Here is a 15,657-nt window from a genome sequence, read left to right as displayed (position 1 = left end):
CCACTAGCGCAGATGGTACTACGTAAGTGGGAGAGTATGTCGCCGCCATTCTTACAAAAAGAAACCCTTTCTAGAAATAGAAAGGGTTTTTTTGTGCCTTTTTTTGGGGGAAGTAGTGGGTTTTTGATAGAACAAAAATGCTTATACCTTCCAGAAAAGTGTGTCTAAATAAACATGAACAATACCACTATTTCTTATGAGTTTTTATTAAATTTAGCACGAGATATTCGCCACTTAGAAACGACCAAATTAAAGGAAGTTTTAAAAAGTAAAGGTATTAGTCAAACTTGGCTAGCTGAAAAAATGGGGGAACGTTATACAACCATTAATGAATATGCCAGAAATAAAAGGCAACCAAGCTTAGAGGACTTATACAAACTAGCAGATATCCTAAATATTGATGCTGCTGAATTATTAGTAAAGAAGAAAAAGAGAATGAGTAAAGATTTGATGAATTTCAGCTCTGAATTAAAAAAGTTCATAGATCAAGCAAAGATCAAGAAATCCTTAAAATACAGAGATTATTTAAAAGAATATAAAGGAACTAAAGTTAAAGTAAGTTTTGGACAAGGGGGATTTGCAAAAGTTCCATGGATTTCTTTTACCAAAAATCCTTTCACTACAAGTAATGGAATTTATCCTGTATATTTATTTTTTAAAAAAATTAATCAACTCATTTTGGCTTATGGAGTAAGTGAGACTAATAAACCTCAACTTAATTGGAAACTTAAGGAACCTATTACAATTAAAGAATATTTTAGTAATAATTCCTTAGGTAAACCTGATAGATATGGAGATTCTTTCGTGTTCAAAACTTATGACATTAATGATCTTCCTAATAATAAAATCTTGGATAATGATTTAAATGAAATTATAAGAGAATATAATTTGGTTACTACTAAATTTCATGATTATAATAAGATACAGTCAGTAAAAATGGATTTAATTTCTTTCCAAAAATCAACAAAATCGGCAAACCTCACCTATTCCAAACAACTCATCACACGATATATTTCCGCATTAGCAACCAAACCTTTTGTACTATTAAGTGGTTTATCAGGTTCTGGAAAAACAAAATTGGCACAAAGTTTTGCGCAATGGATTTCTGAATCTGATATGCAATTTAAAATTGTACCAGTTGGAGCAGATTGGACCAATAGAGAACCTTTATTGGGTTATGTAAATGCATTAAATCCTACGGAGTATATTTTACCAGAAAATGGAGCTTTGCAGCTAATAATCGAAGCTAATAAAGAGGAGAATAAAAACAAGCCTTATTTCTTAATCTTAGACGAAATGAACTTGAGTCATGTAGAACGTTACTTTGCAGACTTTTTAAGTGTCATGGAATCTAAGGATCAATTCAAATTACATTCTGACAAAGAACAAGAAAAGTCGGGAGTTCCTCATGAATTAAGTTGGCCGAAAAATCTATTTATAGTAGGTACGGTTAATATAGATGAAACCACTTATATGTTTAGCCCTAAAGTACTAGACAGAGCTAACGTTATAGAATTTAGAGTCTCAGAAGAGGAAATATCAAATTTCTTAAAAGAACCTAAAGAAATTGATTTAAGCGAACTAGAAAACAAAGGAGCAAATATGGCAGAAGCCTTTGTAGAAATGGCCAAGAATAAAGCTTTTGAAAATACAAATACAGACACTTTAAATGAGTCATTAAAAAAATTCTTTATTCAATTACAGAAATCTGGAGCTGAATTTGGTTATAGAACAGCTATGGAAATTCACAGACTATTTAAACAAATATCTGTAATAGATAACTCTGTGGAAGAAAATGAAAAAATAGACATTGCTATTATGCAAAAACTATTACCAAAATTACATGGCTCTAGACGTAAATTGTGTCCCGTTTTAGAAACCCTTGCTAGCTTTTGTGTAAAGGATATTGTAGATGATGTTAAAAAAGAATTTTTAGAGAATCAAGAAAACATCAATTATCAAGAGCCGGAAAAGGTAAAGTACCCATTGTCTCTAGAAAAAATTACACGAATGTATAAAGGAGCTTTAGACAACGGTTTTGCTAGTTATGCTGAAGCTTAAACAATGGTAGAAGATAAATACATAGCATATAATTTATCGTGCATTCAAGAGGATTTATTTTTAAATATTGATGCCAAAAAGGAATCTGATATTTTTATTGATAAGGATAGATTCTATGAGAATGAGCCTCAAAACCAAATAAAGGAAGGTTGTTTTTACGATTATTCTTTTACAGATCCGAACTTTAGATTGGTTTGTAGAAATCATAAAAGTATCGTTAAATCAAGAACAAGAAAAGGGCAACAGCACATTGGCACTATTTCTCCCAATATTTATGTTGGTACTCTTAGTTTAGAAGTTTATCATATTGATACGCCAGAAAATAAACATGAAATAAAACTGGAGGTACAATCTACCAAAACAAGTTACCGAAAAGATTACCAATATATGCTAAACAGTATTACCGAAAAGTGTACTGATTTAGTTTTACAGGCCAATGCTCCTGTTAGTCATTCTTTTGAGACAGATTTCGAAACAGATAACAAAACTTTATATCAGCGATTTGTATTTGTTAAATCAATCATCAATTCCGAAGAATTTGAAGAAGCCATTCATCGAATCATTAGTTCTCCAACCACAAAATGGAAAGAAGAACTAGAAATAAAGGATGTTAGAAGTTTAAAGCGTTTTAAGAACAAAGAAATAAAACAATTAATACACGGGAATAACAGAACAAAACTTTCGGTTAATCATCCTCTATACTCTTCGCAATTGACTTCTATTGCAACCAAAATAAACAGTAGTAGAAAAACAGAAAGTGTAGATACCTCAGAAAACAGATTTATAAAACATGCTTTAGAGACTTTTGCTAAGTTTTGTTTTGACATAGCTAATCATCCTAATGCAGGTGAACGACTTCAGGAAGAAGCAAATTCCTTAGTTGAAATTTTAGAGAATCATTTACAACACTATTTATTTAAAGAAGTTTCTAGACCAAGTACTTTGAAATTAAACAGCCCTACTTTACAAAAAAAAGAAGGCTATAGAGAAGTATTAAAAGTATGGCTAAAGTTTGATTTGGCAGCAAAACTAATTTGGGATGGTGGTGAAGATATTTATGAAGGAGGTAAAAAAGATATTGCAACACTTTATGAATATTGGTTATTCTTTAAATTGTTAGACGTAATTCAATCTATTTTTGAAATAGAAGCTAAAGAATTAGACAAATTAATTACTTCTAATTCAAACAATCTAAACCTACAATTAAAGCAAGGGAAAATTACAGCCATCAAAGGTGTTTACACAAAAGCTCATAGAGATTTAAACATTAGATTTAACTACAACAGAAGTTTTTCATCCAATAAAGAATTATCAAAATCGGGAAGTTGGACCACTACATTAAGACCAGATTACACTTTATCTATTTGGCCTACTTTTTTAAATGAAAAAGAAGCAGAAGCAAAAGAACAAATTGTACATATTCATTTTGATGCAAAATACAAAGTAGCTAATATTCATCAAATAATTGAAGGAGAAAAAGATGATGAACAACTGAATGATGAGAAGAAACAGAATCTAAAAGGAATTTATAAAAATGCAGATTTATTAAAAATGCATGCATATAAAGATGCTATTAGAAGAACCAGTGGAGCTTATGTTCTCTATCCTGGAGATACAAATAAAGAGTTAAAAGGTTTTCATGAAATTCTTCCTGGGCTAGGAGCTTTTTCTGTAAAACCTTCTGAAAAATCTAATGAAACAAAATACTTAGAACGATTTTTAAAAGAAGTTTTAAATCATTTTTTAAATCAAGCCTCTCAACGAGAAAATATTGCTGCAAAGTCATATGATATACATGAAAATGAAAATCCGAATATCATAAATGAGCCAATTCCTGAATATGTTAATAGTCAAAAATTAATACCAGACGAAACTTATGTTTTAGTTGGATTTTATAATACTAAGAAGCAATATGATTGGATAAAGAAAGGAAAATATAATTTTAGGATGGGTTCCGGTAACGGTTCATTAATTTTAGATAAAGAGACAGTTTCTTCTAGCTATTTACTACTTCACACACACAAAGAAAATTCATCTGGAGATTTATGGAAAATTACAAGTAGGGGACCTAGGGTTTATTCAAAAGAAGATCTAATTAAAAAAGGATATCCTAATCCGTCTCAAGATTATTATTTAGTGATAGAAATTGAAAAAGTTATTGCTGAAGAGTTTGAAGCTGTTACATGGAACTTTAAGGAATTGAAAAATTACAGTTCGGGTCGAGCATCTGCTTTTCCATTTACAGTTACCTTAACGGAATTAATGAAAACTGTTAAAAAAGACGAATAATCCACCCCCAAAAAAAAACAACCCCAAAACAGTTACCCACCTATTTTAAAGAAGCCTAGTGTTTTTTGGTTTGAAAAAGGTATATTTGAATAAACCATTTAAAATTTTAGTATGAAAAAGTCTATTGCTATATTGATTCTATTTTTTATTTCAGTATCTGTTTTTGCCCAGAGTCCTTGGACTCAGAAAAAGAATAAAGCCTTTATAAATTTATCATACTCTTTTATCAATAATTATGACAAAATCTTTGGTTTATCTGAAGAAATAGCCACTACTAGAACCTATTCTGATCAAACCATACAGCTCTATGGTGAGTATGGAATTACGGATAAAATAACACTTTTAATTGGTGTTCCTTTTAAAATGGTTTCTCTCAAGGATCAAAATAATGATTTAGAAGAAAACCTTTCAAGCCTAGGAAATGCAAGTATTGGAATCAAGCATAATTTCTATCAAAAGAATTTTTTGTTTAGTGGACAATTAGAATATAGCTCCAATATGAATAGCACGGGGAATTTAGGATTACGTACAGGATATGATTCTCATGCATTCTCGGCTTTAGGGATTATCGGTAAAGGGCACTCTAAATGGTTTGCACAAGGATTTGCAGGTATGATTTATAGAACAAACGACTATAGTTCTCACGTGAAAATAGGTGGGGAATATGGAAGGAAAATTAAAAATGTGTGGTTGATTCTGTTTCTAGACGGTCTAGTCTCTCTCAAAAATGGTGATCGTGCTCATACCATGGATGAACTACTTTCTTCACTCTATGTAAACGACCAATCATTTTCTGGTTGGGGTCTAAAAGTTCTTTATGAAACAAAATCAAATCTTGGTTTTGTGGGAAGTTTTGGAGGAGCTTTTTCAGGAAATAATGTTCCCAAAAAAGCTGCTTTATCTCTAGGTATTTATAAAAAACTTTAATTATCTAAAACTAAAAAATCAAAAGATTCAATAATCCTTAGATTTTTTTTTTTTAGAGTTTCTGTTCAAGGATTTTTTCTACCTGATGATAATCAAAATAGCCTTCTACGAGTAGTTGATTATTGAGAAGTACAGTAGGAAATCCACTAGCTTTACTTGAGGCTTGGTTGAAAATTTTCTTGGCAGCCGAAATATTAGTTGCTGTCATCCATTTTTTTTCAAATTCCTTGAAATCTATATCCATAGACAGGAGAATTTCTTGGTAGGTTTCTTTTTGATCTAAACGTTTTCCGAGAACAAATAATGCTTTTTGAATATTATGAGAAAACTCAAAAACTCTATTAGGATAAAGTTCTAGAAAAAGTACTAAAGCAGCCGATGGTTCTAAGCTACTAAAAGAATAACTAGAATCTAAGGCAAGTTGATAATAAGCTTCGGATACTTCTGCACCCGTCGTTTGTGACATTCTGGGAGCATGATTTTTAAGAAAACTGCTCAATTCTGCTCCGCCTTTGGGTGCATCCTGTCCTAGCCACATTCCACCTACTAAAATTTCAAATTCAATTTCTTTACCGAATTTTTCTTGAAGCTTTAAAATGTTTGAACTATTTCCATAGCACCATCCACATTGGGGATCCATAATATAAGTGAGTTTCATTGTGTTTTTTGTTTGATTTTTTTGTGCATAAGAAAAGAAACTTATCATACACAAAAATATAGTTAAGACTTGTTTTTTCATGGTTCTGATTTGTTTGCACAAAGTTATACCATTTATAGTATTAGCCAATATTGTACATACAAGAATTATCAGGTAATGAAATTTATATAAAAGGTCCTGAAATGAATTGTTCAAACTAGTAATTTGCAATTAGGTGCTTTAACTTAAGAAGTTACGAAATAGTTGATTGTTTTATTTAGAATAATTAAAAATAAACATTCATTGAAATAAAGATAATATTATATTTGCCTAATCTTTAATCAGTCTAAATAAAAGAAGAATTAGATGAACTACAAAAATGTATTAAAAGTAGGAGTATTATCAACAGTTTTGATAGTAGCTTCATGTACGAAAGATGAAGTAGAAATTCCTTCAATTAATCAAACAGATGTAACAGGGAACTATGCATCTATCGTTTTGGCAAATTACCAAGATGCTCATGCCGATGCTATGAAGTTGAAAACAGCGATTACAGCATTTGTTTCAAACCCAACAGAAAGCAGTATGATGGGAGCAAAACAAGCATGGTTAGAATCTAGAGAGAGTTATGGTCAATCTGAAGCCTTTCGTTTTTGGGCAGGACCTATTGATGACGATAAAGGACCTGAAGGAGCTTTAAATGCTTGGCCTTTGGACGAAGGTTATATTGATTATGTTTATAATCCACAGACACATAAATTAGAAAACAAAGGACTTATTGCCGATACCAATTTTGTATTGGATATAAATGCTATTGCTGATAAAAATGAAGCAGTAGATGAAAAATCTATTTCAATAGGTTACCACGCAATAGAATTTTTGCTTTGGGGACAAGATCATAATTTAGGAGGAAACTTCTCAGCGGCAGGAGTAAGACCTTTAGCTGATTATACTACAGATAAACTTGCAGATAGAAGAAAGCAATACCTTACATTGATTACGGATCAGTTAATCAAAGATCTTAAATATGTGGTAGATGCTTGGGTTGCCAATGGATGGGGACGTAAAGCTTTCTTGGCACAGTCTAACAAAGATGCCTTAACAGATATTTTTAACGGAATCGGAAAACTAGCAAAAGGAGAATTGGCAGGAGAAAGAATGTTTGTAGCACTTTCAAACAATGATCAAGAAGATGAACATTCTTGTTTTTCTGATAATACACACCGTGATATTGTTACTAATTTCGAAGGAATTGCCAATGTTTGGAATGGAACATACAAGAGTGTAAAAGGAAAATCTATTGCAGATTTAGTAGCCGAAAAAGATGCAGATCTTAGAAAAAAGGTGGATAATCATTTAGCAAATACCAGAACCTTAGTTAATGCAATTGACGCTAATAAGCCATTTGATAAATTGATTTCTGCTTCAAATCCTTCTGGAAATAAAATAGTTACAGATGCCGTTATTTCTTTACAAGAACTGGGAGATTTATTTGTAGAATCTGCAAGTAAAATTGGAATTAGCTTTACTGCTGAATTAGAAGACTAAATATATGATTTCAAATATCAATTTGACAAAAATAGCAGTGGGGATATTTTCCTCACTGCTTTTTGTGTCTTGTGCAGATGATGAACCAATAGTGGAACCTTTGCCTAATGATGAACATCTTTTGGCGGGTAAAACAACTATTGTAGATGAATCTCAAAACGCCTTTGGAAATCCTATACCTCAACTAACAGGAATGGATGAGTTGAATTTCTTTGTCGGAAATTCAGCTTTTAGAGATAACTGGGTTTCGGCTCCAGCCGCAACTACTGCCAGAGATGGTTTAGGGCCTTTGTTTAATGCCCGTTCTTGTGGAGCTTGTCATTTTAAAGATGGACGAGGAAGACCTCCATTACACAAAGGAGAAAAAGAAACGGGTTTTTTAATCAGACTCTCAGTTCCAGGATCTACTGCTAATGGTTCGCCTAAACCAGTACCACACTATGGTGGACAGTTACAAGATATGGCAATAAACGGAGTCCCCGTAGAAGCAAAATTCGAAATTATCTGGAAAGAAGTGTTAGGAGCATTTCCTGATGGGGAAAAATATTCGCTAAGAAAACCAGAATATCAATTTTCTGATTTAAAATATGGTCCTTTCCCTACCGATATGATGACCTCAGGTAGAGTAGGTCAGCAAATGATCGGATTGGGATTACTGGAAGCTATTTCAGATGACGATTTACTAAAAAATGCCGACCCTAATGATCTTGATAAAGATGGAATTTCGGGAAGACCCAATTATGTTTGGAGCAAAAGTAAAAAACAAGAAGTAATCGGAAGATTTGGATGGAAATCCAATATGCCCAGTATGGAAGAACAAGTACTCGGTGCTTTTTTAGGAGATATAGGAATTACTTCCTACCTCAACCCTGATCAAAACTGTGCAGACGGTCAAACAGATTGCCAAAACGCTACCGAAGGCGGAAACCCTGAACTCAATAATAATTTTGCAGAACAAACCATTCTTTATTCATCTACACTTGCCGTACCACAAAGAAGAAACTACAAGGACGAAAAAGTACAAAGAGGAAAAAAACTCTTTGCTGAACTCAATTGTGTAGGTTGCCATAAAGACAATTTTACCACCTCAAACCACAAGATTTCGGTTTTGCAAGACATCAAAATAAAACCTTATACCGATTTGCTTTTACATGACATGGGAGCAGGTTTGGCAGATAATCGACCAGATTTTAAAGCCAATGGAAAAGAATGGAGAACTCAACCACTTTGGGGAATTGGATTAATTCCTACCGTGAATGGGCATTCCTTACTTTTGCATGATGGTAGAGCCAGAAATATTCAAGAAGCCATTCTTTGGCACGGTGGAGAAGCCGAAAAACCAAAGGAAAAATTCATGAATCTTAGTAAAACAGATCGAGTTGCTTTATTGTCTTTTGTTGAATCGCTTTAATGTTTTAAACCCATGCGAAATTATCTTTTTTTATTACTTACTGTGTTCCTATTTTCTTGTGGCGGAGAGGATGAACCTACTCCCAGTTTTGAAAAGGCAAAAATTTTGAATTCCAATGCCAGTTTGCTCAATGACTTTTTTGTTGATTTTAAAAAGAATCAGACCCAACTTTCTGCGAAAATATCGGAATTTAAAAATCAGCAAAATTCCCAAACTCTTCAAGGTGTAAAAGAGGCTTGGAAAAAGCAAATACTTTCTTGGCAAGGAATCCATTTCTATTTGGTTCAAAATCTGAAATATTCGCTCCAATCCAATGAAATCGCTTATTGGCAAATAGACACGATAAAGCTTGTAAACAATCTGAATTCTGGTGATTTCATAGATCAAGCTTGGGTAAAAACAAGAGGAGCTGATCAAAAAGGACTTTTTGCCATGGAATTTCTCTTGTTTAACTATGAGGAAAATTCTTTACCCATGCCAGATATTCGATTGAACTATATCCAGGGAATTTCTGAAAATATTATCAAAGCAATAGACCAGCATCAAAAAGTTTGGGAACAAGAATATCAATCAAAATTCCTAAAAGCCACAGGGACTTCGGTAACAGAATCTGTTCCTGTTTTGGCAAATAGATTGTTGGAAGTAGTGGATCAAAACAAAAACCAACGATTAGGCTTTCCTTTGGCATTGGTAAAATATGAACAAACAGATTTAAGCAAACTTGAATCCATTTTTGCAAAATATTCTATTCCCATCATGGAGCAAAATATCACACTTGTAGAGCAAGTATATTTAGGAGGAAAAACAACAGGATTTGATGATTATTTACAGTCTTATGGTGACCAAGGAAAAGTTTTAGACGAAAAAATCAAGAAACAAATAGCCGTTCTCAAAAATCAGATAAAACAAGTAGAACTACCCGCTTATGAGTTTCTTCTAACCGATGCTGCTTATCCAAAACTCTATACAGAATGGAAGAACTTATTGATTTTACTAAAAACAGAAATGCTTAGTATATTGAATATCACACCCACTTTTTCTGATACGGATGGTGATTAAATTTAGAATGGACTTTATAAGGACAGACTATCAAAATTTCGTACAAGTTACCTGTATCGTTTTTTAAATTAAGCATTCATTATTAATGAAAGCGTTTTATTGAATCTCGGTTGCTAAGGAATATGATGTGTTTGTCCTGATTATTCAATCAAATAATTATTTATTCTAATAAACATTTTTTAGATTTGCGTATAAAGTCGATTTTAACGAAATATGGCAACAAAAGAATTTACTAAAGAAAACTATCTTCAGATTTATGAAGATATGCTACTTTGGCGAAAGCTAGAAGATAAAGCAGGAGCACTCTATATACAACAGAAAATCCGAGGATTTTTACACCTTTATAATGGTCAGGAAGCCGTATTGGCAGGAGCTATGCAGGTGTTGGATTCTAAAAAGGATCGTATGATTACCGCTTATAGAAATCACGTTCAGCCTATTGCAATGGGAATGCACCCAAAGCACATGATTGCTGAGTTGATGGGGAAATCTACAGGATGCTCAAGCGGAAAAGGAGGATCTATGCACATGTTTTCTAAAGAATATAATTTCTTTGGAGGTCATGGAATCGTTGGAGGTCAAGTACCACTAGGTGCAGGTTTGGCTTTCGCCGATAAATATAATGAAACAGGTGGAGTTACTTTCTGTTATATGGGAGATGGAGCAGTGCGTCAAGGAGCCGTACACGAAGCCTTCAATATGGCGATGCTTTGGAAACTTCCAGTTATTTTTGTTGTAGAGAACAACGGATATGCCATGGGAACATCGGTAGAACGAACAGCAAATCATACCGACATCTGGAAACTAGGACTAGGATACGATATGCCTTGTTACCCAGCAGATGGAATGAGCGTAGAAGCTATGACTGAAGCTTACCAACAAGCCTATGATAGAGCTATGGCAGGTGAAGGTCCTACATTTATTGAAGCCAAAACCTACCGTTTTAAAGGACACTCAATGTCTGATGCTCAAAAGTATAGAACAAAAGACGAAGTAGCTGAATATCAAAAAATCGATCCAATTACGCAGGTGAAAAATAAATTGGTAGAAAACTTCTCTGTGAATGAAGAAGAAATCAAAGCCATAGAAACAAGAGTAAAAGATCTTGTAAAAGAATGCGTAGAATTTGGAGAGCAATCACCTTTCCCTACTCCAGAAGAACTCTATCAAGATGTTTATTCGGAGAATAATATGGGATTATAATACAATCATCAAAAAGAAAAGACAATGGCAGAGATTGTTAAAATGCCTCGATTGAGCGATACCATGACAGAAGGGGTACTCGCAGTATGGCACAAAAAAGTTGGAGAAAAAGTAGAGGAAGGAGATTTATTGGCAGATATCGAAACCGATAAAGCCACGATGGAATTTGAATCTTTCCAAGAAGGAGTTATCTTATATGTAGGTGTTCAAGAAGGAGAAACCGTTCCTGTAGATTCTATCATCGCTATTTTGGGTGAAGAAGGAGAAGAATACCAATCTTTGATTGATAATTTCTCGGCATCAGCACCCGCAGAAGAGCAAAAAAAAGAAACATCAACTGAAGCTCCAAAAGCTGCCCCAGTAGTAAATAAGCCTGTAGCTGAAGAAAAAAGAATTGATATAGAAATGCCATCTTTTGATGGAAGAGTAAAAGCTTCTCCATTGGCAAAGAAATTGGCATCTGAAAAAGGAATCAATCTCAGCCAAGTAAATGGTACAGGAGATGGAGGAAGAATCGTTAAGAGAGATATCGATTTCTATCAGCCAGCACAAGCAGTGGCAACGGTGTCTTATTCTGGAATGGAAGAAGGGGTAGAAGAGATCGCCAATTCTCAAATGAGAAAAGTGATTGCCAAAAGATTGGGTGAGTCAAAATTCTCGGCACCACACTATTATCTTGGAATAGAAATAGATATGGATGGAGCGATTGCCGCTCGAAAAGCCATTAACAGCTTGCCAGATACCAAAGTATCTTTTAATGATATGGTGGTAAAAGCAGCAGCCATGGCACTAAGAAAACATCCACAAGTGAATACACAATGGACAGAAACAGCCATGCTTTACAACAAGCATATCCACATCGGAGTAGCTGTAGCCGTTCCAGATGGATTGGTAGTACCTGTGGTAAAACACGCTGATCATAAACCTATGACAGAAATAGGAGCTGAAGTAAAAGACCTCGCAGGAAGATCTAGAGATAAGAAAATAAAGCCAGAGGAAATGGAAGGTTCTACTTTCACTATTTCTAATTTAGGAATGTTCGGAATCCAAGAATTCACTTCTATTATTAATGCACCTAACTCTGCCATCCTATCCGTAGGAGCCATTGTAGAAAAACCCGTAGTAAAAAACGGAGCCATTGTTGTAGGAAACACCATGAAAGTAACCCTAGCTTGTGATCACCGTACAGTTGACGGAGCCACAGGAGCCGCTTTCTTACAAACCCTTAGAGAATATATAGAAAACCCAGTGACCATGCTGGCATAGTCTTTCTTAATATAATTATTAAAAAGCCTTTCTGATTTTTTCGGAAAGGCTTTTTTTGTTTACCATTCCGATTTTTGTTGAAATTATGACTTGTTTATGTGGATTATACAGGCGAGTACATGAATACCCTACACGCTAGATTTTGTAGGGTTTGAGGATTTTTTTGAGTATTATCTTTTGATTTAGAGTATTTTGTGCTTGGTGGTTTGGGGTTTTTGTTTTATCTTTAGGGTATGGTAGATTTAGCTACAAGTGCTATTTTTCATAAAATGATAATACTATGAAAAAATTATTAGTTACACTTTTTCTATTATCTATTTCGATTTCCTCTTTCGCTCAAACCCTCGATTTTGAGGGTAATGCGGGGCAGCAGTTAATAAAAGAGGTAGATATCTTAAAGATTTATTATTGGTTTTTCTATAAAGGGGCGAAATTTGGAACAAGAGAGCTTTCTATGTTGAGCAGTACGGAGATGAAGTTAGAAGCGAAATATGAAGTTGGAGGGTTTTCCCCAGCTCTTCCAATTCTTATAAATGATTCTATCTTTATTCCTAACGATAGTTTGCCATCTGATCTAGAGTATATCTATGTTCATAGTATTGCTATAGATTCTTATATTATGGATACTATTGTTTATCATGAGATTGATACCATTAATTTCCTTAAAATTGGGTTGCCTAAATGGAATGTTTTTGAAGGTTTTGTACAAAATCCAGTTGGGGATTTTTTGCAAATAAGTAGCCCTCATTTATTCAAGGAAATGACCATAATTGATATTCAAGGTAAAGAAGTTTATCGAGGGAACTATCAATCCAAATTGGAGGTTTCTTTCTTACCTAGAGGGTATTATCTGCTTCGATTCTTAAACGAAAAGGGTATTTTCGTCCGAAAAGTTTATAAAGAGTAAATTCCATTTACCCCAAAACGATCGATATGACTCAATTACAGACAAAAAAAGCCTATGTGGGAATCCCAGAAGAGGATGTGAGCGGGATTACCGAGATTAGCTATATTGCTCAAGACAAGGAATTATTGATCATAAACACCAACGAGGTTTTAGAATACCAAATTTTTAATAGCCAAGGACAGCTTCTAAAAAGTGGTACACTAGAGAAAGGAGTAGAAACCCTTTCGGTTTCTGAGTTTACCCCTGGTGCTTATATCATACAAACTCATGAAAACAATCAAAATCAATGTTATGAAAAATTTGTGGTGTATTAATAGCCTAGGAAGTTTTATATACAACAAAGGGATAAAATCCCTTTGTTGTGTTTTTCTTTTGTTTGTTGGAGAATTAAATGCTCAAGTATATAAAAAGGACTTTACTCAATATAAAAGTGTTAGGAAAATTATTAAAACCTATGATGGAGGTTTGGCTTTTATTACGACGGGGCAAGCACATAATGATGATGGAAAACTAGTAAAATTAGATGCCCAAGGAAATTTTCTGTGGGAAATAAACCCCAATATTGGAGATACATTGTTAATGAATGGTTTAGCCGAACTAAGCAATGGTGACCTAATCGTAGTAGGTGAAACCCATAAATATTGGAATCCTTTTGCTCCTAAAACTTTCGATGCTTTAGATGGGGTGATGGCAAAAATAAATACCTGTGGAGAGGTAGAGTGGACCAAGCTTATCGTATGGAATGATACCATTAAGATGGCAGATCCCATCAGGAATTTAGTCGTGGATGATCAAGATAATATATGGATTCATCATTATATTGTTCCTTCGTTTAATTATTTAGACAAGTATTTTGAGGGAGCTTATGGTGTTCGATTAGATATTAAAAAATTTGATAGTGATGGAGATTTGTTAGAACAGATGGATGAATATTTAGAAACACCTGAAAATGCGGATATTTCAGATATGGAATTCACTAGTGATGGAGGTGTTATTGTGACAGGTGATGGTTATCATTTTCCCTATTATAACCAAGTGCAATCCGATACCAATAATACGGTTACATTAAGACCCTTTACCATGAAGGTGGATGATGAATGTGAGGTAGAATGGACCTATACCCATAAGTGGGAGGAAGATGAATATAAAACTCCTGATAAGTATTATTCAGAAGTTTTTGAGTTAGGAACAACCCGTACAGTTAATGCAATTGATGACTCTACTTATCTATTTTCTAGTCAAAAAATATGGTATAATAGTACACTTAGTAGGAATGTGAAACTTATTAATTTTTATGTGCTTAATCAACAAGGTCAAAGACTAAGAGACACTGTATTCTATACTCCACATCATGGTTTTGGTTTTCATGAAGTTATCAAGAAAAATGACAGCACCCATCTGTTATGTGTTTCCGTTTGTGATTTCACCAAACCCATAAACCCCAGTAATGGATACCGAGATTATTATATTGAAATCTTCGAAATCAATCCATATACTTTAGCTTTTGAAAGTGTTTATATAGACTCCACTCATGACTACCTAAACACAGAGATCGTATTAGACAACCAAGAACGCTTATGGATAGGAGCCAACAGACAAGATGTGGGTCAGCTTACGGCGGAGTTTCAAATCTTAGATGCTCATACTTATCAGCCCCTTGCATTTCCCACAACCGATAGCAATGCTTATGATACCCTTTGCCCCACAGGATTTATCCCAGGCGTAATCGATCTCCCCGATGACACCACCACTTATACAGATCCATTTAGTGTAGCAGATATCGAAAAAAGCACCATAAAAGTCTGTCAATCAGATGCTCACACCCTCTTTTTTGAACATGAATACGATTATCTAGATTTCAAAGTAGTAGATGCCAGCGGAAGAACCGTGATGAACCAAACCAACTATCAAAACAATAGCCTCTCCATCGGTCATTTATCCCGAGGAGTGTATTATTTTACCATTACTTTACCCAGCGGTAGCTCTTTTGGTCATACGGTGGTCAGGAGGTGAGAAAAAGAAATGTTATTCGATTGAAGCATAGTAAACAAATCCCCCTTTGAAGGGGGGTAGGGGGATGTTACACAACGCAAACACCCCGAAAAAGAAATTAAAAAAAAAAGTAATTCGATTATGAAACAGTATGCAATATCCCCCTTTGAAGGGGGTAGGGGGATGTTACACAACGCAAACACCCCGAAAAAGAAATTAAAAAAGAAAAGTAATTCGATTATGAAACAGTATGCAATATCCCCCTTTGAAGGGGGTAGGGGGATGTTACACAATGCAAACACCCCGAAAAAGAAATTAAAAAAGAAAATGTAATTCGATTATGAAACAGTATGCAAT

The 15,657-nt window shown here is 34.1% G+C and carries 13 protein-coding genes and 1 pseudogene; 13 read left to right on the top strand and 1 reads right to left on the bottom strand.

Annotated features, from left to right (window positions below):
* Positions 1-225: 225 nt before the first annotated feature.
* The 4 genes and pseudogenes from N4A45_07785 (at position 226) to N4A45_07770 (ending at position 5,277) form a co-directional block, all read left to right on the top strand.
* Positions 226-429 (top strand): annotated as a pseudogene (locus N4A45_07785) (helix-turn-helix transcriptional regulator).
* 21 nt (positions 430-450) lie between these two features.
* A complete protein-coding gene (locus N4A45_07780; protein ID MCT4665117.1) occupies positions 451-2,061 on the top strand; it encodes a DUF3578 domain-containing protein in 1,611 nt (536 codons plus the stop codon).
* A 3-nt stretch (positions 2,062-2,064) separates the two neighbouring features.
* Complete coding sequence (locus tag N4A45_07775) at positions 2,065-4,350, top strand: DUF2357 domain-containing protein (GenBank protein MCT4665116.1); 2,286 nt, start codon at positions 2,065-2,067, stop codon at positions 4,348-4,350.
* Between the two features lie 111 nt (positions 4,351-4,461).
* On the top strand, positions 4,462-5,277 hold the full coding sequence (locus N4A45_07770) for a hypothetical protein (GenBank protein MCT4665115.1): 816 nt from the start codon (positions 4,462-4,464) through the stop codon (positions 5,275-5,277).
* 52 nt (positions 5,278-5,329) lie between these two features.
* Here the strand turns inward: N4A45_07770 and N4A45_07765 are convergent, their stop codons facing one another.
* Positions 5,330-5,935 (bottom strand): DsbA family protein, encoded by a 606-nt coding sequence (locus N4A45_07765; protein MCT4665114.1) that lies wholly within the window; start codon positions 5,933-5,935, stop codon positions 5,330-5,332.
* A gap of 345 nt (positions 5,936-6,280) precedes the next feature.
* Between N4A45_07765 and N4A45_07760 the strand changes: the two genes are divergently transcribed.
* From N4A45_07760 to N4A45_07720, 9 genes are all read left to right on the top strand, one after another.
* A complete protein-coding gene (locus N4A45_07760) occupies positions 6,281-7,462 on the top strand; it encodes a hypothetical protein (protein ID MCT4665113.1) in 1,182 nt (393 codons plus the stop codon).
* 4 nt (positions 7,463-7,466) lie between these two features.
* Positions 7,467-8,873 (top strand): thiol oxidoreductase, encoded by a 1,407-nt coding sequence (locus N4A45_07755; GenBank protein ID MCT4665112.1) that lies wholly within the window; start codon positions 7,467-7,469, stop codon positions 8,871-8,873.
* A gap of 12 nt (positions 8,874-8,885) precedes the next feature.
* The gene (locus N4A45_07750; GenBank protein ID MCT4665111.1) at positions 8,886-9,932 is read left to right on the top strand and encodes an imelysin family protein; all 1,047 of its coding nucleotides are present in this window, start codon (positions 8,886-8,888) and stop codon (positions 9,930-9,932) included.
* A gap of 213 nt (positions 9,933-10,145) precedes the next feature.
* Complete coding sequence (pdhA, locus tag N4A45_07745; GenBank protein ID MCT4665110.1) at positions 10,146-11,135, top strand: pyruvate dehydrogenase (acetyl-transferring) E1 component subunit alpha; 990 nt, start codon at positions 10,146-10,148, stop codon at positions 11,133-11,135.
* 24 nt (positions 11,136-11,159) lie between these two features.
* The gene (locus N4A45_07740; GenBank protein ID MCT4665109.1) at positions 11,160-12,401 is read left to right on the top strand and encodes a pyruvate dehydrogenase complex dihydrolipoamide acetyltransferase; all 1,242 of its coding nucleotides are present in this window, start codon (positions 11,160-11,162) and stop codon (positions 12,399-12,401) included.
* Between the two features lie 280 nt (positions 12,402-12,681).
* The gene (locus tag N4A45_07735) at positions 12,682-13,308 is read left to right on the top strand and encodes a T9SS type A sorting domain-containing protein (GenBank protein MCT4665108.1); all 627 of its coding nucleotides are present in this window, start codon (positions 12,682-12,684) and stop codon (positions 13,306-13,308) included.
* Positions 13,309-13,334: 26 nt separating this feature from the next.
* Entirely contained in the window at positions 13,335-13,622 is a 288-nt protein-coding gene (locus tag N4A45_07730) for a T9SS type A sorting domain-containing protein (protein ID MCT4665107.1), read from the top strand.
* Positions 13,600-15,321, top strand: a complete 1,722-nt coding sequence (locus tag N4A45_07725; GenBank protein MCT4665106.1) for a T9SS type A sorting domain-containing protein — start codon at positions 13,600-13,602, stop codon at positions 15,319-15,321. The genes N4A45_07730 and N4A45_07725 overlap by 23 nt, the downstream gene beginning before the upstream one ends.
* Before the next feature lie 120 nt (positions 15,322-15,441).
* Positions 15,442-15,633 (top strand): hypothetical protein, encoded by a 192-nt coding sequence (locus tag N4A45_07720; GenBank protein MCT4665105.1) that lies wholly within the window; start codon positions 15,442-15,444, stop codon positions 15,631-15,633.
* Positions 15,634-15,657: the final 24 nt, after the last annotated feature.

It is taken from the genome of Flavobacteriales bacterium (assembly GCA_025210805.1).
Taxonomy (GTDB): domain Bacteria; phylum Bacteroidota; class Bacteroidia; order Flavobacteriales; family CAJXXR01; genus JAOAQX01.
Note: the sequence above shows the minus strand (reverse complement) of the source record. Positions and strands in the feature narration are given on the sequence as shown.